Here is a 25494-nt window from a genome sequence, read left to right as displayed (position 1 = left end):
AGAGAGGGTTTAGTGAAATGAAGTTGCATACACTTGTATCATGTTTGCATGATTTTCCAGTTGTTCCAAAAGAAAATCCAGAAATCACATCTATAGAAGCTGATTCACGTAAAGTGAAAGAGGGAAGCTTATTTGTATGTATGAAAGGATATACGGTTGATAGCCATGATTTTGCTAAGCAAGCAGCGGCACAAGGAGCGGCTGCTATTGTTGCGGAAAGACCAATTGATGTTGACGTTCCAGTTGTACTTGTGAAAAATACTTTTCGTTCGTTAGCGGTTTTAGCTGATTATTTTTATGGTCAACCGACACACAAGTTACATTTAATCGGAATTACAGGTACAAATGGAAAGACAACAACATCGCATATTATGGATGAGATTATGCGAGCACATGGTCATAAAACAGGGCTAATTGGAACGATTAATATGAAAATCGGTGATGAAACATTTGAGGTGAAAAATACAACACCAGATGCACTAACACTTCAACAGACGTTTTCAAAAATGGTTGAACAAGGTGTGGACAGCACGGTAATGGAAGTTTCGTCACATGCGTTAAATCTTGGTCGTGTACACGGATGTGATTACGATGTAGCGGTGTTTACGAATTTAACACAAGATCATTTAGACTATCATAAAACGATGGAAGAATATAAACATGCAAAAGGGTTACTATTTGCACAGCTTGGCAATAGTTATAATCATAATCGTGAAAAGTACGCTGTGCTGAATAGCGATGATAATGTAACAGAAGAGTATATGAGAAGTACTGCAGCAACAGTTGTAACATATGGTATTGATACAACAAGTGACATTATGGCAAAAAATATCGTTATGACGAGTGGCGGGACTACATTTACGCTTGTCACACCATATGAAAGTGTAAATGTTACGATGAAATTAATAGGTAAATTTAATGTATATAACGTACTTGCAGCAACAGCAGCAGGACTTGTTTCGGGTGTGAAATTAGAAACAATCATTGCTGTTATAAAGGATTTAGCTGGGGTTCCAGGACGTTTTGAAGTTGTTGATGGAGGGCAAAATTATACAGTTATTGTTGATTACGCACATACGCCAGATAGTTTAGAAAATGTATTAAAAACTGCAAAACAATTTGCAAAAGGTGATGTGTATTGTATCGTTGGTTGTGGTGGCGATAGGGACCGAACGAAGAGACCGATAATGGCAAGTGTTGCAACAAAATATGCAACTCATGCAATTTATACATCAGATAATCCAAGAAGTGAAGATCCAGCGGCTATTTTAGATGATATGGTACATGGTGCAAGCGGGAAAAATTATGAAATGATCATTGATAGAAAAGAAGCAATACACCATGCAATCGCTAAAGCGAAAGCAGATGATATCATTATTATTGCTGGTAAGGGGCATGAAACGTATCAAATTATTGGTAAAGAAGTTCATCATTTCGATGATCGTGAAGTTGCTAAAGAAGCAATTACAGGGCGTTTAAACAACGAAGAGTAACAACGTGAGAGGAGGACTACATGTGCTTGAGCAAGGTTTATTAGTAACGGCTGGGGTAGCATTCTTAATTTCTGTTGCCCTTTCGCCATTGTTTATTCCATTTTTAAGAAAATTAAAGTTCGGACAGAGTATTCGTGATGAGGGACCGAAGTCACATCAAAAAAAATCAGGGACACCGACAATGGGTGGTATCGTCATATACGTATCTATGATGGTAACTTCACTTATTATGGCGATTAAGTTTAATTATTTAGGTGCAGAGGTTTCATTATTACTATTAGTGACGTTTGGTTACGGATTGATTGGATTTTTAGATGACTACATAAAGGTAGTTAAGAAGAGAAATCTTGGTTTAACATCAAAGCAAAAATTAGTAGGTCAGCTTGTTATTGCTATTGCATTCTTTTTAATTGGAAAAGGGCAAGCGTTCCACACATACATCATGATTCCGGGAACGGATGTTAAGTTTGAATTAGGTTGGGCGTATTTCGTACTTGTACTATTTATGCTTATTGGTGGATCAAATGCAGTTAACTTAACTGACGGTTTAGATGGTTTATTATCAGGAACAGCTGCTATTGCATTTGGAGCATTTAGTATTATTGCTGTGGCACAAGAGCAATTTGGAGTAGCGATATTCTGTATGGCAGTTGTAGGAGCTGTACTTGGATTTTTAGTATTCAATGCGAATCCAGCAAAAGTGTTTATGGGAGATACAGGTTCATTAGCTTTAGGTGGAGCCATTGCAGCTGTAGCGATTTTATTAAAACAAGAATTGCTACTTGTAATTATTGGCGGAGTATTCGTAATGGAAACTTTATCGGTTATCATTCAGGTCATTTCATTTAAAACAACAGGAAAACGTGTCTTTAAAATGAGTCCATTACACCATCATTATGAATTATGTGGTTGGTCAGAGTGGCGTGTTGTTGTGACGTTTTGGTCTGCAGGATTTTTATTAGCTGTGTTAGGAATTTATATCGGGGTGTGGATGTAATTGAAAACTGTAACTGAATTTCAAAATAAGAATATTCTTGTATTGGGTATTGCAAAAAGTGGTTATGCAGCAGCTACATTGTTACAAAAGCTAGGGGCAAATGTTATTGTAAATGACGGAAAGCCTTTAGCAGAGAATGTACTTGCTGCAGAATTACAAGCAAAAGGAATGGACGTTGTATGCGGTGGTCATCCTTTAGAATTATTAGAGAGAAATATTTCTCTTGTAGTAAAAAATCCAGGAATCCCGTATTCTAATCCAATATTAGTTGCTGCGAAAGAAAAACAAATTCCGATTGTTACGGAAGTTGAATTAGCATATCGTATTTCAGAAGCACCATTTGTTGGGATTACGGGGTCTAACGGTAAAACGACGACGACAATGCTGACATTTGAAATGCTAAAAGAAGGACAAAAGCATCCTGTAATTGCAGGGAACATTGGAACTGTAGCGTGTGAAGTAGCACAGGATGCAAAAGAAAATGAAGTTGTAGTTACAGAACTTTCATCGTTTCAATTGATGGGAGTAGAATTGTTCCAACCTAAAATTGCTGCGTTTTTAAATTTATTTGAGGCCCACTTAGATTATCATGGGACGAAGAAAGAATATGGTTTAGCAAAAGCAAATATTTTTAAAAACCAAACAGAAAATGATTATAGTGTAATAAATGCGGATGATGCGGATGTGATGGCTTTGTCTGCGTATTCTAAAGGTCAAAAAATCCTGTTTTCGACAACGAAAGAAATTGAAGATGGTGCGTGTATAAAAGATAACGCTCTTTATTTCAAAGGTGAAAAAGTTGTTGAAGTAAGCGATATCGTTTTACCTGGTCAACATAATCTAGAAAATATTTTAGCTGCGATGAGTATTGCGAAATTATTAGGTACTTCTAATGAAGCAATTACGGTCGTGTTAAAACGTTTTACGGGTGTAAAACATCGTTTAGAATATGTAACAACGATTAACAACCGTAAGTTTTATAATGATTCAAAAGCAACGAATATGTTAGCGACTGAGAAAGCACTATCTGCGTTTACACAACCGATTGTGTTACTAGCAGGTGGGCTTGATCGCGGAAATGAATTCGATGATTTAATTCCGTATTTCAAAAATGTAAAAGCGATTGTAACATTTGGACAAACAGCTCCCAAACTAGTAAGAGCGGCAGAAAAAGCAGGATTAGATATAATTGAAAGTGTCGATACTTTAGATGAAGCAGTGGTGAAAGCTTATGCTCATTCTAAAGATGGTGATGTCGTTCTTCTTTCTCCAGCGTGTGCAAGCTGGGATCAATTTAAAACATTTGAAGAAAGAGGAGACATTTTTATACAAGCTGTGCATAAACTTATATAAAGTAAATCAAAACATCAGTAGGCTAACACCTACTGATGTTTTGTTACATAGGGCAAAAGGTTCTGCCTAAAGAGGTGGTGTTTGTGGGTAATGAAGAAAACGCCTGATTTTATGCTCATCATCGTAACACTTTCATTGTTGACAATCGGAATGATTATGGTTTATAGTGCGAGTGCAGTTTGGGCCTCTTATAAAATGGGGGACTCATTCTTTTTTGCAAAAAGACAATTACTGTTTGCGGGTCTTGGTGTAGTAGCTATGTTTTTTATTATGAAAATTGATTATTGGGTGTGGCGTACGTATTCAAAAGTGATTTTGCTAGTTTGCTTCATTCTTCTTATTCTCGTTCTTATTCCTGGAGTAGGTCTTGTTCGAGGAGGAGCACGAAGTTGGATTGGAATCGGAGCATTTTCGATTCAACCGTCAGAATTTATGAAGTTTGCGATGATTATTTTCTTGGCAAAGTTTTTAGCAGAACGGCAAAAATTGATTACATCTTTTAAACGTGGTTTATTACCGGCTCTTAGTTTTGTGTTTCTTGCTTTTGGGATGATTATGTTACAGCCAGACCTTGGGACAGGAACGGTAATGGTTGGGACATGTATCATTATGATATTCATTTCGGGAGCGAGGGTCTTTCACTTTGCAATGTTTGGTTTGATTGGTGTAGCAGGATTTGTAGGGTTAATTGCATCAGCACCGTATCGAATGAAACGCATTACATCATATTTAGATCCGTGGTCAGATCCGCTCGGGAGTGGATTTCAAATTATCCAATCATTACTTGCAATTGGACCTGGTGGATTATTTGGGCTTGGACTTGGACAAAGTAGACAAAAATTTCTTTATTTACCTGAACCACAAACTGACTTTATATTTGCGATCTTATCCGAGGAATTAGGTTTTATTGGTGGTTCATTTGTGTTATTATTATTTAGTCTATTATTATGGCGCGGGATTCGTATCGCATTAGGAGCGCCAGATTTATATGGTACGTTTTTAGCAGTAGGTATTGTGGCGATGATTGCGATTCAAGTAATGATTAATGTTGGTGTTGTAACAGGACTGATGCCTGTTACGGGTATTACCTTGCCGTTTTTAAGTTATGGTGGATCAAGTTTGACATTAATGTTAATGGCAGTAGGTGTATTATTAAATATAAGTCGCCATTCTCGCTACTAAACCCTGTTTATAAGACAGGGTTTTTCGTATGTGTGTAAAAATGCAATATGTATATAGAAATAAATATAATGGAAATAAGAAAAGAGAAGCGGAGGAGTTAGTAGTGCGTGTATTAGTGAGTGGTGGGGGTACTGGTGGTCATATTTATCCAGCTCTTGCTTTAATTAGAGAAATAAAAAAGTTAAATCCAGAAGCAAGATTTTTATATATTGGTACGGAAAATGGACTAGAGAGTACAATCGTTCCAAAAGCAGGTATACCATTTCAATCTATTGTTATAAGTGGATTTAAACGAAAAATATCATTAGATAATGTGAAAACAGTAATGCGTTTTCTAAAAGGTGTACAGGATAGTAAACGATATATTCGTCGTTTTAATCCGGATATCGTAATTGGAACGGGTGGATATGTATGTGGACCAGTTGTATACGCTGCAGCCAAATTAGGTATTCCAACTATTGTACATGAACAAAATAGTGTACCAGGTGTAACGAACAAGTTTTTAAGCCGTTATGTTGATAAAGTTGCTGTTTGTTTTGAAGCAGCTATAGAGCATTTTCCAGAGTCAAAAGTGGTAATGACAGGTAATCCACGAGCATCAGAGGTAATGGATCAAAATGGAATGAAGGGGAAACGTTCAGTTGGGCTTTCTCTTCCTAAAAAGTCTGTACTTATATTTGGTGGAAGTCGTGGGGCTAGACCGATTAACGATGCCTTCGTTGAAGCAATTGAACAGTTTGGGAACAAAAGCTACGAAATACTATATGTAACAGGTGAAGTACATTATGACAAAGTGATGGAAGCCGTGAAGCAAAAAGGGAACCCAAGCAATGTTATTATTAAGCCGTTCATTCATAATATGCCAGAGGTACTAACTGGTGTAGACCTTGTTGTTTCAAGGGCTGGGGCAACAACACTTGCAGAATTAACAGCGTTAGGAAAACCAAGTGTGTTAATACCGAGTCCGTATGTAACAAATAATCATCAGGAAAAGAATGCACGTTCAGTTGTTGATAAAGGAGCGGCAAAAATGTTACTAGAAAAAGATTTAACAGCTGAAACGCTTATTCGTGATATTGATGAGATTTTATTAGATGCACAAACATTACAAAATATGAAGCTAGCTGCTAAGCAACTAGGTATTCCAGATGCAGCAAATAAGCTGTATGAAGTAATGAATAAGCTTGTAAAAAAATAAAGTGAGGCTTTAATCAGCGGGGAGTGATTCTCTCTCGTTGATTATTACCTTTCACTAATCGGATGTTTACTGGTATCCTCATTCCGCCTAATTTCTTTATTATCGCCTAATTTTGATTTAGGAGCTGTACTGCCCGTAAATAGAGGGATAACGTTAGGTGAACGCCCTGCATATTATTGTCATAAGGAGACTTAATATGGGGGAGATTGTCTATGGAACAATTAGTAAATGAGCTTATAGAAGCAGACGTTGGTCGTGTTTTAGTTAACGAGCCGTTAGCACGTTATACAACTATGAAAATAGGTGGACCAGCGGATATTTTAATTGTGCCAAAGCATGTAGCCGGTATTGAAAAAACATTACAGTTAGTAAAACAATACAAAACGAAGTGGACTGTAATTGGTCGCGGTTCAAACCTTCTTGTATCTGATCAAGGCATAGAAGGTGTTGTTATTCGTTTAGGAGAAGGATTAGATCACTTAGAGGTCGAAAAACATAAGGTAAGAGTTGGTAGTGGATATCCTCTTATTAAATTGTCAACTTTACTTAGTCGTCAAGGGTTAGCTGGATTGGAGTTTGCAAGCGGTATTCCAGGAAGTGTCGGTGGTGCAGTATATATGAATGCAGGTGCACATAAATCGGATATATCGAGTGTATTATCGAAGGCTCTCATTCTGTTTGAAGACGGTACAATTGACTGGTTAACGAATAAAGAACTGGAGTTTTCTTATCGGGCATCTGTATTGCAAACGAAACGTCCTGGTATTGTTTTAGAGGCGGTGTTTCAATTACAGGCGGGAAAACGTGAAGAAATTGTACGTAGCATGCAAAATAATAAAGATTACCGCCGTGAAACGCAACCATGGAATCACCCGTGTGCAGGAAGTGTATTTCGGAATCCAATCCCACATTTTGCAGGAGATTTAGTAGAAAAAGCAGGGCTTCGTGGTTATAGGATTGGTGGAGCTCAAATTTCTGAAATGCATGGCAATTTTATTGTTAATACCGGGGGAGCTTCAGCGCAAGATGTATTGTCTTTAATTGAATTAATAAAACATACAATTAAGGATAAATTTGATGTAGATATGCACACAGAAGTAGAAATCATTGGAAGATAACGGTTATTCGTTCCGCTCATTATCATTTATGTTATAATAAGAAGATAAGAACGGCATGAGGAACATGCCGTTCTTTATGTTACATAGGGGGATCGTACATGAATAATAGTAAAGTGATTAAACTACAAGATCGTGTACCAAAATTGAAAAATCAAAAGAAAAAAAACAAAAAAAATGTTAATCATCGATTGATTTTATACATATCAATTTTATTTTTATTAGTGCTCTTTTTAATTTATTTTCGGTCTCCGCTTAGTAATATAAAAAAGATTAGTGTGTTTGGAAATCACTATATGACGGATGAACAAGTAATGAAGGATTCAGGCGTGACATATGATACAAGTTATTTCCGAGTGACAGCACATAAAGCTGAAGAAAACTTAACGAAGCGAAAAGAAATTAAAGCAGTAAATGTAAAAAAACGTTTTCCAAACAATATTGATATTCATATCGAAGAATATGTAACGATTGGTTATATAAATAAAGAGGGAAAATTACAACCGTTATTAGAGAATGGAAAAACACTTGATGTACTACCTAATGGAAAACTTCCTGTTGCAGCACCGATTTTCGAACCTTTTAAAGAAGAGAAAATGAAGGAGTTAATCGCTGAACTAGAAAAATTAACACCAGCTATTTTAAAATCTATTTCGGAGATTCGCTATTCACCAACGAATGCGAATGAAGATCATCTTACTTTATATATGAATGAAGGTTATGAAGTGAGCACTACAATTCAAAATTTCGCAAAACGTATGGAAGCCTATCCGCTTATTTTAAAAACAATTGAGCCAGGTAAGAAGGTATTAATTGACTTAGAAGTAGGTGCATATACGAAAGAATTAGGTGCGGAAGAAAAAAAAGAATAGAATGGTAGTTTTCGTTACTTATAGCAGAAAAAACGAAACGAATGTTCTATTATGTGTATACGAATTTAGAAGAATGGTTCATTTGATGAAAAATATGTAAAAATTCTTAGATTCATACTAGTATTGGTACAAGTTTCACTTTTCTATGAGTACATCTTAGTGTAGACTTATACTTGGCGGTAAACTTTACACTCGAAATAGAATTATTTCAAGATAAGCAGTTATTCATAGTTTACTGCGATATTCTTAATTGAATGCTAAATAAAAATAAGAAAAATATAGGGTTAAAAAAGGGAAACGTATAAAGACGTTGAATATTTTTCTTATAAATAGTAAAGTTGCGATTGTTGTTCCATATATTGAGTTGTATGGTATAAATAAAGAAGGAGGTGCCAAAGAATGAACAGCAATGAAATATATGTTAGTCTTGACATCGGTACATCCAATGTTAAAGTCATCATTGGTGAAATGGTTAATGACAGCTTAAACATTATTGGTGTTGGAAATGTAAAATCAAATGGTTTAAAGAAGGGATCGATAGTTGATATAGACGAGACTGTTCGATCAATTAAAAAAGCAATTGAACAAGCTGAGCGCATGGTGGGAATCCACATTGAGCAAGTTGTAGTAGGTGTCAATGCAAACCAGGTACAGCTACTTCCTTGTCACGGAGTAGTCGCTGTTTCAAATGAAGATCGTGAAATCGGGAATGAAGATGTCTTACGCGTTCTAGATGCAGCACAAGTTGTGTCAATTGCTCCAGAACGTGAGTTTATTGATGTGGTACCTCGACAGTTCATCGTAGACGGTCTTGACGAGATTAACGATCCACGCGGGATGATCGGTGTAAGATTAGAAATGGAAGGTACACTTATTACAGGCTCGAGAACTTTACTACATAACCTACTTCGTTGTGTAGAAAAAGCAGGTCTTGAAATTGTTGATATTTGTCTTCAACCTTTAGCGGCTGCAACAGTTGCAATATCTTCAGATGAAAAAAATAGAGGAGTAGCCCTTGTTGATATGGGGGGAGGATCTACAACTTTATCTATTTTTAAAGATGGAGAGTTACAAGCGACGAGCGTATTACCATTAGGTGGAGACCATATAACGAAAGATATTGCGATTGGGTTGAAAACTTCAACAGAAAATGCAGATCAAATTAAGTTGAAATATGGACATGCTTTTTATGATACAGCATCTGAAGAAGAGATGTTTACGGTTCCTATTATGGGAAGTGATCAAACAGAACAATATTCTCAGTTGGAATTATCGGATATAATAGAGGCTCGTGTAGAGGAAATTTTAATGTTTGTTCAAGATGAAGTGCGTAAGTTAGGAGTAAAGCAAGTGGCTTCTGGTTATGTACTAACTGGCGGAATTGCTTCTATGCCAGGTGTTCTTGATCTTGCATATGATATTTTACATGAAAATGTTCGTGTAGCAACTCCTGATTATATTGGTGTGCGTGAGCCCCAATATACAAGTGGAGTTGGATTAATTAAACATTCTTATCAAAAAGCTAAATTACGTGGGAAAAATGTGCAGGAAAAGCAAGAGCATTTTGAACCAGTACCAGCACCAGCACCAACGCCGGTACAACAGCAACCCACGAAACAAAAAACTCGTAATCAAAACAATAATAATCAAAATGATGACCGCATGATGTCAAAAGTAAAACGTGTATTCCGTTATTTATGGGATTAAAATTGGACACGAAAAATGAGGTTCTAGGGGGATTTCGACATGTTAGAGTTTGATACTACTCAAGATCAATTAGCGAATATAAAAGTTATCGGTGTCGGCGGTGGCGGAAACAATGCTGTAAACCGTATGATTGAACACGGTGTACAAGGTGTAGACTTTATCGCTGTGAACACTGATGCACAAGCATTAAATCTATCAAAAGCTGAAACAAAAATGCAAATTGGTGGAAAATTAACGCGTGGACTTGGTGCAGGCGCAAACCCTGAAGTAGGGAAAAAAGCTGCAGAAGAAAGTAAAGAACAGATTCAAGAAGCACTTCGTGGTGCGGATATGGTCTTCGTAACTGCCGGTATGGGCGGTGGAACTGGAACTGGTGCAGCTCCAGTTGTTGCTCAAGTTGCAAAAGAATTAGGTGCTTTAACAGTAGGTGTTGTAACACGTCCATTTACTTTTGAAGGACGTAAGCGTGCGACGCAAGCAGCATCTGGTATTGCAGCATTTAAAGAAAATGTAGATACTCTTATTGTAATTCCAAACGATCGCTTATTAGAGATTGTTGATAAAAATACGCCAATGTTAGAAGCATTCCGTGAAGCTGATAACGTATTACGTCAAGGTGTTCAAGGTATTTCGGATTTAATTGCAACGCCAGGTTTAATTAACTTAGACTTTGCAGACGTAAAGACAATTATGTCTAATAGAGGTTCTGCTTTAATGGGTATTGGTTCTGGTAATGGGGAAAATCGTGCTGCAGAAGCTGCGAAAAAAGCGATTTCTAGCCCATTACTAGAAACATCTATTGATGGAGCTCAAGGTGTTATCATGAACATTACGGGTGGCGCTAACTTAAGCTTATATGAAGTACAAGAAGCGGCAGACATCGTAGCTTCAGCTTCAGATCCAGAAGTAAATATGATCTTCGGTTCTGTTATTAACGAAGGATTAAAAGATGATATCGTTGTAACTGTAATTGCAACTGGTTTTGATGATAGCATTGCAACTCAACCACCAAAACCAATTATTCGTCCGAATGCGAACCACACGCAACAACAGCAACAACCAGTAGCTCAACCTTCAAAACAGCGTGAAGTAAAACGTGAAATGAAGCGTGAAGAGCCAGTTGTACATGAGCGTCATTCAGATTCAGATGATATCGATATTCCAGCATTTTTACGTAACCGTCGTAGACGATAAAAAAAGGAGCTTTCATGCTCCTTTTTGTTTTTTATGGAAAAGACCTGCTAAGCAGGTCTTTTTTTTTATTTCGTATATTTCAATATATTTTGTTTGTGAAAATAAGAGTATATCATTCTATGAATTTGTACTTTTATTTTTTACCGACAGATTATGTCTAGAAATCACAAAATAACAAAAAAACACCTCCGCAAATTGACACACTTTCCTATTGGATATGCATTATACTAGTCTCAACTTGAAAAAAGAGGTGACTTGTTTGGTTGTTTACGCCGACGTTGTTTGGTTGTTAAACGCCTGCATTGATTTTCTTTTGCTTTTATTAACAGCTACCTTGTTAAAAAAGAAAATCAAAAGATGGAGGCTTGTGTTAGGGGCATTTATAGGTTCAACTATTGTTATTTTTGCCTTTACTCCTTTTGCTTCTATGATGACACATCCAATTATGAAACTACTGTACTCGTTACTTATTGTGTATACAGCATTTGGGTTTACAACATTTAGAAATTATGCACAAACTGTTTTTACTTTTTACTTTGTAACCTTTATGGTTGGCGGAGGATTAATTGGAACTCATTTCTTTTTGCAAACGAATGAAATGGTAAATGGATTGGTTCAATCTCAGTCAATTTCTTACGGTGATCCAATTAGTTGGTTATTTGTTATTTTTGGTTTTCCAGTAATTTATTATTTTTCTAAAAAGCGTATTGAAAGCGTAGAGGTCACGAAAATACACTATGATCAAATTGTGAAAGTAAAAATTCAATTAGCCGAAGAAGAACTAGAACTCGCAGGTCTTATTGACAGTGGGAACCAACTTTATGACCCATTAACAAAAACACCTGTTATGATTATGCATGTTTCATCATTAGAACATTGCTTACCATCTTGGTTAACAGAACAAATTTATTCCAAAACAGAAATTCCTCAAATACCAGAAAATGATTCTGGTTGGGCGACCAAATTACGCTTAATTCCTTTCCGTGCAGTAGGAGTAGAGAGTCAATTTTTGTGGGCAATTAAGCCTGACAGTGTGCAAGTTGACCATGAAGGTAGTTCTATTGTTGTAAACAAAGTATTAATTGGATTAAATACACAACAGCTGTCTACTAATGGGGAGTATCAATGTATTGTGCATCCAAAAATGTTGATTTCGCAAAAAATGGTGATCGCTTAATAAATGAGAGGCGGGATAATATGATGAAATTAAAATTTTATTTAGTATACCTTTGGTATAAAGTATTGCTGAAATTAGGAATTAAGACCGATGAAATTTATTATATTGGTGGAAGTGAAGCGTTGCCACCACCGTTAACAAAAGAAGAAGAGGAAGTTCTTTTGAATAAATTGCCAAAAGGAGATCAGGCAGCAAGGTCATTACTTATTGAACGTAACTTAAGGCTCGTTGTATATATAGCAAGAAAGTTTGAAAATACAGGGATAAATATTGAAGATTTGATTAGTATAGGAACAATCGGCCTTATTAAAGCGGTAAATACATTTAATCCAGAAAAGAAAATAAAATTAGCAACATATGCATCGCGTTGTATAGAAAATGAAATTTTAATGCATTTACGTCGAAATAACAAAAATCGTTCGGAAGTTTCTTTTGATGAACCACTAAACATTGATTGGGATGGGAATGAACTGTTATTGTCTGACGTGTTAGGTACAGATGATGATATTATTACAAAAGATTTAGAAGCTACTGTAGATCGTCACCTTTTAATGAAAGCATTACACCAATTAAATGATCGTGAAAAACAAATTATGGAACTTCGGTTTGGGCTTGCTGGAGGAGAGGAAAAGACGCAAAAAGATGTGGCGGATATGCTTGGGATTTCACAGTCATACATTTCGCGTTTAGAAAAAAGAATTATAAAAAGATTACGAAAAGAATTTAATAAAATGGTGTGAAGAATAAGACCAGCCGTTATGTAGGCTGGTCTTATTCTATTTAGTTGTATTAGGAAAGATAATTTAAATAAAAAATCGTGAAAAAACCACATGCATAAAATCCCCTTCAAAGGAAATACTTTACACTGTACAGCAACTCCCGATAGGAGGGAACACTTTGACGAGAAACAAAGTAGAAATTTGCGGTGTTGATACAGCTAAACTTCCAGTATTAAAAAATGATGAAATGCGTAAATTATTTCGTGAAATGCAAAGTGGAGAGATAAGCGCAAGAGAAAAATTAGTGAATGGAAACTTACGTCTTGTACTGAGCGTCATCCAAAGATTTAATAACAGAGGAGAATATGTTGACGATTTATTTCAAGTTGGTTGCATCGGACTTATGAAATCAATTGATAATTTTGATTTAGGCCAAAATGTAAAATTTTCAACGTATGCTGTGCCGATGATTATTGGGGAAATACGCAGATATTTGCGTGATAATAATCCGATTCGCGTATCGCGCTCATTGCGAGATATTGCGTATAAAGCTTTGCAAGTAAGAGAAAAATTGATTGCAGAAAATTCAAAAGAACCAACAGCAATGGATATTGCAAAAGTGCTAGAAGTAACTCATGAAGAGATAGTATTTGCTTTAGATGCGATTCAAGATCCAGTTTCATTATTTGAACCGATTTATAATGATGGGGGAGATCCTATCTTTGTTATGGATCAGTTAAGTGATGAAAAACAAAAGGACGAGCAGTGGGTTGAAGAATTAGCATTGAAAGAAGGAATGAAGCGTTTAAATGATAGAGAGAAAATGATTATTAGAAAACGTTTCTTCCAAGGAAAGACACAGATGGAAGTTGCAGAAGAAATTGGGATTTCCCAAGCGCAAGTATCACGTTTAGAGAAGTCAGCTATTAAACAAATGAATAAAACGATTCAAGGATAAGGTCTCACCAATTATGGTGAGACCTTTTTATATGTAATATGGTTTGTGCTCATAGTAGGGGATTAGTGTTCATATAATGAAACTAGCATGGTGTTTCGTATAGATGGCTTCCTGTAAATATGAGAAACAGTTTCCAATTTGTCATATAAGGGAGAGGATAAAAATGGTGATACGAATTTCAGAGTTACAGATGAAGGATGTTATAAATATTTCAGATGGAAAAAGGATTGGGAATATTGGAGATATTGAAATTGATATGAACACAGGGCAAGTTTGTTCTGTTATTATTTCCAAACAGACACGTATGCTAGGTATTTTTGGAAAAGATGTTGAGATTGTAATTCCTTGGAAGGAAATTGTGAAAATTGGGGAGGATGTCATACTTGTAAGAGTAAATCCTGTTAATTCTGTAACAGAATCAATACAAACACCGACAATTTCATAAAGAATATTACAAATTCCTCTTTTTTTTCTGTTAGGATTATGAAAAAATAAAAGTATGGTAAAATAGACAGGAAGTACCATGCTTTTTTCTGTTATTTTAATTAAAAGGAGCCGCTTTATTATGAGAGAACCATTTAAATATGTGGACGGTATACTGTATTTACAAGCGTGGAAAGAACTTGGAAACATTACTGCTGGATTTACGACAAAAGATGGTGGGATAAGTACAGGCTCCTTTCATGCGATGAATTTAGGATTACATGTGAATGATATCGTGGAGAACGTTCATGAAAACAGACGCATTTTAGCAAATAAGTTACAAAAACCATTAGAAAACTGGATTTGCTCTGAACAAGTTCATGCTCATCATGTTGAAAAAGTAGGGCAACAGGAAAAGGGAAGTGGTGTCTATTCATATGAGGACGGCATTTCAAAAACAGATGGCATTTATACGAGTAATGAAGATGTTCTGTTAACGTCTTGTTACGCGGATTGTGTTCCGCTCTATTTTTATGCACCATCACATGGTATGATAGGACTTGCGCATGCTGGATGGAAAGGCACTGTACAAGAGATTGCAAAGGAAATGATTCAAAAGTGGAATGCAGAAGGTATTTCAAGTGATGAAATTCATGTTGCAATTGGGCCGTCGATCGGATCTTGTTGTTATGTTGTGGATGATCGTGTATTAACAGCAGCACAGGAAGTAGTTAGCGGTGCTGTTCCTCATCAAAAAATTTCTGACGGGCAGTACGCAATTAATTTAAAAGAAATTAATCGTATATTATGTGTACAAGCAGGCATAAAAGAAGAGCATATTGTAATGTCATCTCTTTGTACAAGCTGTGAAGAGCAACTATTTTTCTCTCATCGTCGTGATCAAGGTAAGACAGGAAGAATGTTGAGTTTCATAGGTTTTAAGGAGGAAGGAAGCAAGTGACAGTACAAGAAAATTTAGTAATTGTAAACGAAGCTATTAAAGAATCTTGCGCTCGAGCTGGACGTTCGTTGCAAGATATTAAACTTGTTGCAGTTACAAAAACTGTAGGGATTGAAAAAACAAACGAAGTAATTGAAGCTGGAATTATCGATTTAGGTGAAAATAGAAATGAAGGTTTCTTACAGAAATACGAGCATTTCGGTTCAAAAGTTAATTGGCACTTTATTGGCTCATTACAAACGAGAAAAGTAAAAGAAATCATTAATGAAATTGATTATTTACATTCGTTAGATCGTCTTTCGCTGGCGAAAGAAATTCAGAAACGTGCTGATAAGAAAGTGAAATGCTTTATTCAAGTGAAAACCTCATCTGAAGAATCGAAGCAAGGATTGGCAATAGAAGAGGTTGTTTCTTTTATTCAAAGTTTGCAAGAATTCGATAAAATTGAAGTGGTTGGACTAATGACGATGGCTCCATTTACAGAAGAAGAGGAAGAAATCAGACGCTGTTTTAAGGAATTACGTATGCTGCAAACAGAGGTGCAGGAGCTAGAGTTATTACATGCGCCATGTAAAGAATTATCAATGGGAATGTCCAATGATTACACAATTGCAATTGAAGAAGGGGCTACATATATTCGTTTGGGAACGATTTTAGTAGGGAAAGCGTAAAAGGAAGGAGAATCTTATTATGAGTTGGTCAAAAGTAAAATACTTCTTTTTTGATACACCGGAAGAAAAAGAAGCAGCTCAATATGGTTATGAAAAGGAGCAAACAGACATGAAAAAGCAGCAAGATCCACCAGAACAACAAGACGTTACGTTTCCGAAAGCGCAACCGAAGCAAAATGTTGTGAGTATTGAAACAGCAAAACAATCTTCAAAAGTTGTTTTATTAGAACCACGCACATATTCGGAAGCACAAGGGATTGCGGACCACTTAAAAGGTAGACGAGCTGTTGTAATTAATTTGCAGAGAATGTCTACTGATCAAGCGGTACGTATCGTTGACTTTTTAAGTGGTACTGTATACGCTATAGGCGGGGACATTCAAAAAATAGGACCGAAAACATTTATGTGTACACCTGAAAATGTAGATATTGTTGGTGCGATTTCAGAGTTATTCGGTGAAGAAGAAGAAACAAATATAAAGAGGTGGTAATACGCCATGACAACAGTTTTTATAGTGTTAAGTTATGCTATCGAGATTTACTCGTGGGCACTTATTATTTACATTCTCCTATCATGGTTTCCTGGTGCAAAGGAATCAGCTTTTGGAGAGTTCCTGGCACGTATTTGTGAACCGTATTTAGAACCATTCCGCCGCTTTATTCCGCCGCTTGGAATGATTGATATTTCTCCAATCGTTGCGATCTTTGCGTTGAAACTTGCTAAAACTGGTTTGTTCAGTTTATTAAGCTATTTTTTATAGTAAGAAGGTAAATACATGAGCATCTACGAACATTTTAGGCCTGATGAGGAGGTCTTTGTGGATAAAGTGCTAGAGTGGAAGCGAGCGGCGGAATACCATCAAGTGAAGTTAACGGATTTTCTTGATCCTAGGCAACAACAAATTGTTTCTATGGTAATAGGACAAGGTGATGTTGCTGTGCAATTTGGTGGTGCAACGCCTAATGCAGAGCGTAAAAGAGCACTTATTTATCCAGACTATCTAGAATTAAATGAAGAAGAATTTCAAGTAGAAGTATTAGAAATTGACTATCCTTCCAAGTTTTATACGCTAGAACATAGGCAAATATTAGGTACATTTATGTCTCTTGGTTTAACAAGAGAAAAATGTGGTGATATTTTGCTGCAAGAAAATCGTGCCCAAATTGTAGTTGCGAAAGAAATTGTATCGTATATTGAGATGAACTTACAATCAATAGGGAAAGTAAAAGTCTCTTTAGCGTCAGTGCAAGGAGAACAAATTCTACAGATAGATGAAACGTGGGGAGAGAAATCTGGAACGGTTTCTTCACTTCGTTTAGATGTTATGTTAGCTGAAATGTTACATTTATCTAGACAGAAAGTACAACCTTTCATAAAAAATGGTTTAGTAAAAGTCAATTGGAAAACAGTGGAGCAAACTTCTTATGAATGCTATCCAGGAGATGTTTTTTCTGTTAGAGGATATGGCCGAAGTAAATTATTTTCTGTAGAAGGTAGAACAAAACGCGACAAATGGAGAATTTTGTATGGTATACTAAAATGATTGGTTTTTTAGAAGGAAATCCTCCTATTTTGTCGAAGAAAAGATATAATTGAAAGAGGAAATTTAGATAACTACTTGGAGGTGGCGTTGTGCCGTTAACACCATTAGATATTCATAACAAAGAATTTGGTCGCGGATTCCGTGGCTATGATGAAGATCAAGTAAATGAGTTTCTTGATCAAATTATCAAAGATTATGAATTGGTCATTCGTGAGAAAAAAGCTTTAGAAGAAAAAGTTGCGCAGTTAGAAGGGAAGTTAGATCATTTCTCTAATATTGAAGATACGTTAAACAAATCTATCGTCGTTGCACAAGAAGCAGCGGAAGAAGTAAAACGTAATGCGCAAAAAGAAGCGAAATTAATTGTGCGTGAAGCAGAAAAGAATGCTGATCGTATTATTAACGAAGCATTAGTAAAATCAAGAAAAGTTGCTTTTGATATTGAAGAGCTAAAGAAACAAGCGAAAGTATTCCGAACTCGTTTCCGTATGTTATTAGAAACACAGCTTGAGATGTTAAACAACGATGATTGGGATAAACTAATTGAATTAGAAGACGAAGTAGATGAACTGTTGAAAAAAGAAGAAACAGTGTAAGCTTGACGTTTTTCTCATTATTACATATAATTTTAAACAACATATTTATTAAGAAAAACGAAGATAGGGATAAGTACCTTTTCAAACCTTATATAGCGAACTGAGGATGGTGTAAGCTCAGGATAAGGAGATAGTGGGAATATCACCCTGGAGTTCCGCGCTGAACAAATAGAGTAAGCGTAGGCGTGTATTCGCGTTAAGAATATAAAGAGGATTCTATACACATGTATATGATCTACTAGGGTGGTACCGCGGGAGACTTTCTCGTCCCTTTTTGGGATGAGTAGGTCTCTTTTTTATTCCGTTTTTTAAGTGTTTCTTTTATACATGTAAGGAGGAATTGAGCATGGAGTACAAAAATACATTACTGATGCCAAAAACAGAGTTCCCAATGCGTGGGAATTTACCAAAACGTGAGCCTGCAATGCAAGAAAAATGGGCTGAAATGAATATTTACGAAAAAGTACAAGAACATACAAAAGGACGTCCTTTATTTGTATTGCATGATGGACCTCCATATGCGAATGGTGACATTCATATGGGACATGCATTAAATAAAGTATTAAAAGACTTTATTGTTCGTTATAAATCAATGACTGGTTTTAGTGCGCCATATGTTCCAGGATGGGATACGCACGGTTTACCAATTGAACAAGCTTTAACAAATAAAGGTGTAAAACGTAAAGAAATGACAGTTGCTGAGTTCCGTAAGTTATGTGCAGAGTATGCATATGAACAAGTAGAACGTCAACGTGAACAATTTAAGCGTCTAGGTGTACGTGCAGATTGGGATAATCCATATATTACTTTAGAGCCAGCTTATGAAGCACAACAAATTAAAGTGTTTGGTGACATGGCGAAAAAAGGTTATATCTATAAAGGTCAAAAACCAGTTTACTGGTCTCCAACGAGTGAATCTGCTTTAGCGGAAGCTGAAATTGAATATCAAGATAAAAAATCAGCATCTATTTACGTAGCATTCCCTGTAAAAGATGGAAAGAACGTATTAGAAGGTGATGAAAAGTACATCATTTGGACAACGACACCTTGGACATTACCTGCAAACCTAGGTATTTCTGTTCACCCAGAGCTTGAATATAGCATTGTAAAAGTAAACGATGAGAAATATATCATTGCTTCTGAGCTGTTTGAGACAGTTGCAAAAACGTTAGAGTGGGAAAATGCTGAAGTTGTGAAAACAGTAAAAGGTAGCGAACTTGAGTACACAGTTGCAAAACATCCATTCTACGATCGTGATTCATTAGTTATGCTAGGAGACCACGTAACAACAGATGCAGGTACAGGTTGTGTTCATACAGCACCAGGACACGGGGAAGATGACTTCGTTGTTGGTAAAAAGTATGGATTAGAAGTACTTTGCCCAGTCGATGATAAAGGTGTATTAACAAATGAGGCACCTGGATTTGAAGGCTTATTCTATGATAAAGCTAACAAACCAATTACAGAAAAATTAGAAGAAGTAGGCGCGTTACTGAAACTAACATTCATTACACATTCATACCCACATGATTGGAGAACGAAAAAACCAATTATTTTCCGTGCGACAGCACAGTGGTTTGCATCTATTGAAGCATTCCGTAAAGAATTAATAGAAGCTGTAGCAGAAACAAAATGGGTACCAGCATGGGGAGAAACTCGTCTTCATAATATGGTTCGTGACCGTGGTGACTGGTGTATTTCTCGTCAGCGTGCATGGGGTGTGCCAATTCCAGTATTCTATGCTGAGAATGGTGATCCAATTATTACGGATGAAACAATTAACCATGTAGCAGATTTATTCCGTGAACACGGTTCTAACGTATGGTTCGAGCGTGAAGCGAAAGATCTATTACCAGAAGGATTTACACATCCAGGTAGCCCAAATGGCGAATTCCGTAAAGAAACAGACATCATGGATGTATGGTTCGATTCAGGTTCTTCTCACCAAGCGGTATTAGAAGAGCGCGAAGATTTACAGCGTCCAGCTGATTTATATTTAGAAGGATCTGACCAGTATCGTGGTTGGTTTAACTCTTCATTATCAACAGCAGTTGCTGTAACAGGTAAAGCTCCATATAAAGGCGTACTAAGTCACGGTTTCGTACTAGATGGTGAAGGACGTAAGATGAGTAAGTCGATTGGAAACATTGTCGTACCGAAGAAAATTATGGATCAATTAGGCGGAGACATTTTACGCTTATGGGTATCTTCTGTTGACTATCAATCTGACGTACGTATTTCAGATGATATTTTAAAACAAGTAGCAGAAGTGTATCGTAAAATCCGTAACACATTCCGTTTCTTATTAGGAAACTTAGACGACTTTAAGCCAAGTGAAAATGCAGTAGCTGTAGCTGAACTTCGTGAAGTAGATCGTTACATGTTAGTGAAATTAAATGACTTAATTACAAAAGTTAAAGAAGCATATGAGACATACGACTTCGCTGCTGTGTATCATGCAATTCATAACTTCTGTACAATTGATTTAAGTTCATTCTATTTAGACTTTGCAAAAGACATTTTATATATTGAAGGTGCAAACCACGAAGATCGTCGTGCGATTCAAACTGTATTATATGATGTTCTTGTTGCGTTAACGAAACTTGTAACACCAATCTTACCGCATACAGCTGATGAAGTATGGCCATACATTCCAGGCGTAACAGAAGAAAGTGTACAATTAACTGATATGCCAGAAGCTGTACAATTAGATGACGCGGAAGCGTTAAAAACAAAATGGGATGCATTTATGACATTACGTGATGACGTGTTAAAAGCACTAGAAGTAGCTCGTAATGAAAAAGTAATCGGTAAGTCATTAAATGCAAGCATTACGCTATATCCAACTGCAGAAATGAAAGCTATGTTAGAGTCTATTAGCGAAGACTTAAAGCAATTATTCATCGTTTCTGAGTATAAACTTGGTGGTATGATGGATGAAGCGCCAGCAGATGCACCGAAGTATGAACATACAGCGGTTGTTGTTGCTCAAGCAACTGGTGAAACATGTGAACGTTGTTGGGTAGTTTCAGAAACAATTGGTAAAGATGCTGAACATGAAACATTATGTGAGCGTTGTGCAACAGTTGTTAAAGAAAACTATGTAAAATAATAAAAAAAGCTGACTGCTATTGATACAGTCAGTTTTTTTGTTGATGGCATATCAAAATCACTTTCAGACTCTTTCCTGTGAAGGAAAAATGTGTGTGAGGTAAGCAAATAAATTTCGGACACACTAACTGTACATTACAGCTAGGAGGAATGTACACGTGAATGAAATTTACATGGAAATAAAAGAAGAATTGCAATTGATGAGAAAAGAGTTGCAAGAGAGACTAGCTAAAGAAGTAATGCACAAATATGATGTCGAGTTCAGCCAAGAGCTTGGATATGAAATTAAGGAAGAGATAAAGAAAAAATTGCTATTACATGATATAAAAGAGGATTTAAAGGATGTAGAACGCGCATTATTTAAAATGGAAATAGACATGTATGGTATTTGTGAAGATACGGGGAGATTAATTTCGACAAAGCAAATGAAGACAATGCCGACTGCCCGTACGATTCATGAATTCTTTTATGAAAAGGTAAATGTATGAATACGCACAACGATATTATATTACCTTTTTTTAATTTATTTTATTCTTCTATAAAGGTTCATTGTGAAAAGGTAGCAGCTATGCTAAAATTTTGAGGTACACTGTCTTTGTGGGGGAAATGAAAATGATATATTATGTAATAGCGTTATTCGTCATTGCTATCGATCAAATATCGAAGTGGTTAATTGTAAAGAACATGGAATTGGGTACGAGTATTCCGATTATCGACAATGTATTATACATAACATCACATCGAAATAGAGGCGCTGCTTGGGGTATTTTAGAAAATAAAATGTGGTTCTTCTACATTATTACAGTTGTTTTTGTAGTGTTTATTGTATTTTATATGAAAAAGTATGCGAAAACAGACAAGCTTCTAGGTATTTCGTTAGGCCTAATTTTGGGCGGGGCAATTGGTAACTTTATTGATCGTGTATTTAGACAAGAAGTAGTGGATTTCATTCACGTGTATATTTTCTCGTACAACTATCCAGTATTCAATATAGCTGATTCAGCATTATGTATTGGTGTTGTATTAATTATTATTCAAACATTATTAGAAGGCAAGAAAGCGAAGGAGTAATTGAATGAGTGAAGTAGTACAAGTAACAGTTGCAGCAGAGCAAAAAAACGAGCGAATTGATAAATTCGTTACAGGGATAAATAACGAATGGTCACGTACGCAAGTGCAGCAATGGATTAAAGATGAAGTTGTGACAGTAAACGGGAAAGCGGTAAAAGGGAATTATAAAGTAAAAGAAGAAGATGAAATTACAGTAACAATTCCTGAACCAGAAGAGTTAGATATTCAACCAGAGGATTTAAATTTAGAAATTTATTATGAAGATGCAGATGTGCTTGTTGTAAATAAGCCACGTGGTATGGTTGTACATCCAGCACCAGGGCATACAAGTGGTACACTTGTAAATGGCCTTATGCACCATTGTACAGACTTATCAGGCATTAACGGTGTAATGCGTCCAGGTATCGTGCATCGTATCGATAAAGATACATCTGGACTATTAATGGTTGCTAAAAATGATATGGCACATGAATCGCTTGTAAATCAGCTTGTAGCAAAAACAGTAACGAGACGTTACAAAGCGATTGTACACGGTGTGATTCCGCATGATAAGGGAACGATTGATGCTCCGATTGCTCGTGATAAGAAAGAGCGTCAAAGTATGACAGTTGATGAAAATGGTAAGAACGCTGTTACGCATTTCCAAGTGTTAGAACGCTTTAAAGACTTTACACTTGTAGAATGTCGCTTAGAAACGGGACGTACGCACCAAATTCGTGTTCATATGAAATATATTGGCTATCCACTTGCAGGAGATCCGAAGTATGGTCCGAAGAAAACGTTAGATATGAATGGACAAGCACTTCATGCGGGTATTTTAGGCTTTGATCATCCTCGTACTGGTGAATATATTCAGTTTGAGGCACCGATTCCAGAAGTGTTTGAAGACGCATTAAATATTTTACGAAAATAGTATTGACAAATCATAAGAAAACTGAGATACTGACAACAGTTAAATAATGATCCTTTAACACAGCCCCGTGAGGTTGAGAAGGTAACGGTTTGAAATACTTAGGGTATGTTGTACCCTTTTTTCAAAAGTCCTCTCGCACACGCTGAGAGGACTTTTTTATACCATTACTCTCACGCAAGAAAAAAGCTTGGAGGTGTAGAGCATGCAAGAGAAAGCTGTCGTTTTAGATGACCAAATGATTCGCCGCGCTTTAACACGAATTAGTCATGAAATCGTGGAACGAAATAAAGGTGTCGATAATTGTGTTCTTGTCGGAATTAAAACTCGTGGAATTTTTATTGCACAACGTTTGGCAGAACGAATTGGTCAAATTGAAGGAAAAGAAATGGAAGTTGGAGAGTTAGACATTACGTTATATCGTGATGATTTAACACTACAATCGAAAAATAAAGAACCACTTGTAAAAGGTTCTGATATCCCTGTAGATATTACGAAGAAAAAAGTTATCCTTGTGGATGACGTATTATATACAGGAAGAACAGTTCGAGCAGCAATGGATGCTCTTATGGATTTAGGTAGACCATCTCAAATCCAATTGGCGGTTCTTGTTGATAGAGGTCATCGCGAATTACCAATTCGCGCTGATTATGTAGGGAAGAATATTCCAACATCAAGTGAAGAGCGTATCGAAGTTGATTTGCAAGAGACAGATCAACAAGATCGAGTAAGCATATACGATAAGTAAAGCCCTTTTAAATGTAGTCCTGTGAGGCTGCCAAAGGGTCTTGGCTTTCATATGTCAAATTTGGCATACGAAAGTGTAGGACTCTTTGTGCACAGGCACAAAGAGTTTTTTTATTGCAAAGATTTAAACTGAAGGAGGATGTAACAATGGAACAAAAGCCAGTGTTAGACGTTAATGAAGTACCGAAACCGGGAAAATGGTTATTTTTAAGTATACAACATTTGTTCGCGATGTTTGGATCAACAGTGCTTGTTCCGTTTTTAACAGGATTGAATCCATCAGTAGCATTAATATCAAGTGGATTAGGAACGTTAGCGTTTCTTCTTATAACGAAAGGTCAAGTACCTGCTTATCTAGGATCATCATTCGCCTTTATCGCACCGATTATAACAGCGAAAACGGCAGGTGGACCGGGAGCGGCAATGCTTGGTGGTTTGCTAGCAGGACTTGTGTACATCTTAATCTCACTCGGAATTAAGAAATCAGGATCAGAGTGGATTATGAAATTACTACCACCAATCGTAGTTGGTCCAGTAGTAATGGTAATCGGTCTAGCTTTAGCACATACAGCAGTTAACATGGCGATGAACGGTGCGGATGGCAAATATAGCTTTACACACTTTTCAGTAGCGTTAGTAACATTAGCAATTACAATTATATGCTCGATATTTGGAAGAGGATTTTTCAGTATCATACCAGTGTTACTTGGCATTATCGGCGGATATATCTTCGCTTACTTCCAAGGGCTAGTAGACTTAAAGCCGGTAGCTGAGGCAAAATGGTTTGTTGTACCAGATTTCACAGTACCATTTGTAACATACACACCAGAGTTTTCATGGAAGATTGTACTCTTGATGGTACCAGTTGCACTAGTAACAATATCAGAACATATCGGACATCAAATTGTTCTTGGAAATGTTATTAAAAGAGATTTAATTGAAAAACCAGGTTTACACCGTTCAATCTTCGGTGACGGAGTAGCAACATTAATCGCGTCACTAATCGGTGGGCCACCGAATACAACGTATGGTGAAAACATCGGTGTGCTAGCAATTACGAGAGCATACAGTGTATACTTATTCATCGGTTCAGCAGTATTCGCAATCATGTTCGGATTTATCGGTAAGATTTCTGCACTGATTCATTCGATCCCAACACCAGTTATGGGTGGTGTATCAATCTTACTATTCGGTGTAATCGCATCAAGCGGATTACGCATGATGGTAGATGATAAAACAGATTTAAGTGACAAACGAAACTTAATGATTGCATCAGTAATATTAGTAATCGGTATTGGTGGAGCGGTACTTCATGTAGGAGAATCATTCCAAGTAGAAGGAATGGCACTAGCAGCAATTGTAGGTGTACTGTTAAATCTACTACTACCGGAAACGAAACAAATAAAACAATCTAAGCAGATTGCTTCATAATAATAACCTTTTAATTCAGTCCTGTGAGACCGGAAAGGGTGGCTTCTTTCTTGCACCCTAGTCTC

General features: G+C 36.5%; 25 protein-coding genes and 1 other annotated feature. All 25 genes read left to right on the top strand.

Annotated elements, in window-relative coordinates:
• Positions 1–17 precede the first annotated feature (17 nt).
• The 25 genes from murE (at position 18) to uraA (ending at position 25429) form a co-directional block, all read left to right on the top strand.
• Positions 18–1493: a UDP-N-acetylmuramoyl-L-alanyl-D-glutamate--2,6-diaminopimelate ligase gene (gene murE, locus V6946_RS20605; RefSeq protein ID WP_000766320.1), complete on the top strand. Its 1476-nt coding sequence runs from the start codon at positions 18–20 to the stop codon at positions 1491–1493.
• Between the two features lie 22 nt (positions 1494–1515).
• Positions 1516–2490: a phospho-N-acetylmuramoyl-pentapeptide-transferase gene (mraY, locus tag V6946_RS20600; RefSeq protein ID WP_000893060.1), complete on the top strand. Its 975-nt coding sequence runs from the start codon at positions 1516–1518 to the stop codon at positions 2488–2490.
• Positions 2491–3843, top strand: coding sequence for a UDP-N-acetylmuramoyl-L-alanine--D-glutamate ligase (gene murD, locus V6946_RS20595; RefSeq protein WP_000860116.1), 1353 nt, complete (start codon positions 2491–2493; stop codon positions 3841–3843).
• A 90-nt stretch (positions 3844–3933) separates the two neighbouring features.
• Positions 3934–5025, top strand: coding sequence for a stage V sporulation protein E (spoVE, locus tag V6946_RS20590; protein WP_000753524.1), 1092 nt, complete (start codon positions 3934–3936; stop codon positions 5023–5025).
• 103 nt (positions 5026–5128) lie between these two features.
• A complete protein-coding gene (murG, locus tag V6946_RS20585; RefSeq protein ID WP_025709060.1) occupies positions 5129–6223 on the top strand; it encodes an undecaprenyldiphospho-muramoylpentapeptide beta-N-acetylglucosaminyltransferase in 1095 nt (364 codons plus the stop codon).
• A gap of 212 nt (positions 6224–6435) precedes the next feature.
• Entirely contained in the window at positions 6436–7341 is a 906-nt protein-coding gene (gene murB, locus V6946_RS20580; RefSeq protein WP_000437024.1) for a UDP-N-acetylmuramate dehydrogenase, read from the top strand.
• A gap of 98 nt (positions 7342–7439) precedes the next feature.
• Positions 7440–8210, top strand: a complete 771-nt coding sequence (gene divIB, locus V6946_RS20575) for a cell division protein DivIB (protein ID WP_001065794.1) — start codon at positions 7440–7442, stop codon at positions 8208–8210.
• Positions 8211–8609: 399 nt separating this feature from the next.
• Positions 8610–9917: a cell division protein FtsA gene (ftsA, locus tag V6946_RS20570; protein WP_001087558.1), complete on the top strand. Its 1308-nt coding sequence runs from the start codon at positions 8610–8612 to the stop codon at positions 9915–9917.
• 39 nt (positions 9918–9956) lie between these two features.
• Complete coding sequence (gene ftsZ, locus V6946_RS20565; protein WP_000888984.1) at positions 9957–11111, top strand: cell division protein FtsZ; 1155 nt, start codon at positions 9957–9959, stop codon at positions 11109–11111.
• A gap of 259 nt (positions 11112–11370) precedes the next feature.
• The gene (spoIIGA, locus tag V6946_RS20560) at positions 11371–12288 is read left to right on the top strand and encodes a sigma-E processing peptidase SpoIIGA (protein WP_033692899.1); all 918 of its coding nucleotides are present in this window, start codon (positions 11371–11373) and stop codon (positions 12286–12288) included.
• Positions 12289–12308: 20 nt separating this feature from the next.
• Positions 12309–13028: an RNA polymerase sporulation sigma factor SigE gene (gene sigE / locus V6946_RS20555; RefSeq protein ID WP_000976948.1), complete on the top strand. Its 720-nt coding sequence runs from the start codon at positions 12309–12311 to the stop codon at positions 13026–13028.
• Between the two features lie 157 nt (positions 13029–13185).
• Entirely contained in the window at positions 13186–13965 is a 780-nt protein-coding gene (gene sigG, locus V6946_RS20550) for an RNA polymerase sporulation sigma factor SigG (protein ID WP_000197753.1), read from the top strand.
• 163 nt (positions 13966–14128) lie between these two features.
• Positions 14129–14410: a YlmC/YmxH family sporulation protein gene (locus tag V6946_RS20545; protein WP_000236750.1), complete on the top strand. Its 282-nt coding sequence runs from the start codon at positions 14129–14131 to the stop codon at positions 14408–14410.
• Positions 14411–14530: 120 nt separating this feature from the next.
• Entirely contained in the window at positions 14531–15349 is an 819-nt protein-coding gene (pgeF, locus tag V6946_RS20540; protein ID WP_001209008.1) for a peptidoglycan editing factor PgeF, read from the top strand.
• A complete protein-coding gene (locus tag V6946_RS20535) occupies positions 15346–16020 on the top strand; it encodes a YggS family pyridoxal phosphate-dependent enzyme (RefSeq protein WP_000218005.1) in 675 nt (224 codons plus the stop codon). Before pgeF ends, V6946_RS20535 begins: the two co-directional genes overlap by 4 nt.
• Before the next feature lie 19 nt (positions 16021–16039).
• A complete protein-coding gene (locus tag V6946_RS20530) occupies positions 16040–16510 on the top strand; it encodes a cell division protein SepF (protein ID WP_000119129.1) in 471 nt (156 codons plus the stop codon).
• 6 nt (positions 16511–16516) lie between these two features.
• Positions 16517–16780: a YggT family protein gene (locus tag V6946_RS20525; protein ID WP_000214232.1), complete on the top strand. Its 264-nt coding sequence runs from the start codon at positions 16517–16519 to the stop codon at positions 16778–16780.
• A gap of 15 nt (positions 16781–16795) precedes the next feature.
• Complete coding sequence (locus tag V6946_RS20520) at positions 16796–17563, top strand: RNA-binding protein (RefSeq protein WP_002164454.1); 768 nt, start codon at positions 16796–16798, stop codon at positions 17561–17563.
• 89 nt (positions 17564–17652) lie between these two features.
• Positions 17653–18159, top strand: coding sequence for a septum site-determining protein DivIVA (gene divIVA, locus V6946_RS20515; RefSeq protein WP_001131611.1), 507 nt, complete (start codon positions 17653–17655; stop codon positions 18157–18159).
• Between the two features lie 51 nt (positions 18160–18210).
• Positions 18211–18434: a binding site (T-box leader), on the top strand.
• A gap of 71 nt (positions 18435–18505) precedes the next feature.
• A complete protein-coding gene (gene ileS2 / locus V6946_RS20510) occupies positions 18506–21271 on the top strand; it encodes an isoleucine--tRNA ligase (protein ID WP_000455951.1) in 2766 nt (921 codons plus the stop codon).
• A gap of 157 nt (positions 21272–21428) precedes the next feature.
• Positions 21429–21758, top strand: a complete 330-nt coding sequence (locus V6946_RS20505; RefSeq protein ID WP_001002955.1) for a molecular chaperone DnaK — start codon at positions 21429–21431, stop codon at positions 21756–21758.
• Between the two features lie 124 nt (positions 21759–21882).
• The gene (lspA, locus tag V6946_RS20500; RefSeq protein ID WP_000642180.1) at positions 21883–22341 is read left to right on the top strand and encodes a lipoprotein signal peptidase LspA; all 459 of its coding nucleotides are present in this window, start codon (positions 21883–21885) and stop codon (positions 22339–22341) included.
• A 4-nt stretch (positions 22342–22345) separates the two neighbouring features.
• Positions 22346–23254, top strand: a complete 909-nt coding sequence (locus V6946_RS20495) for an RluA family pseudouridine synthase (RefSeq protein WP_000005833.1) — start codon at positions 22346–22348, stop codon at positions 23252–23254.
• A 202-nt stretch (positions 23255–23456) separates the two neighbouring features.
• Entirely contained in the window at positions 23457–23999 is a 543-nt protein-coding gene (gene pyrR, locus V6946_RS20490) for a bifunctional pyrimidine operon transcriptional regulator/uracil phosphoribosyltransferase (protein WP_001156491.1), read from the top strand.
• Between the two features lie 146 nt (positions 24000–24145).
• On the top strand, positions 24146–25429 hold the full coding sequence (uraA, locus tag V6946_RS20485) for a uracil permease (protein WP_000435928.1): 1284 nt from the start codon (positions 24146–24148) through the stop codon (positions 25427–25429).
• Positions 25430–25494 lie beyond the last annotated feature (65 nt).

Origin of the sequence: Bacillus sp. PPSBB_2 (assembly GCF_045291115.1) — a bacterium.
Classification (GTDB): domain Bacteria; phylum Bacillota; class Bacilli; order Bacillales; family Bacillaceae_G; genus Bacillus_A; species Bacillus_A cereus.
This window is presented reverse-complemented; position numbering and strand designations above follow the sequence as displayed.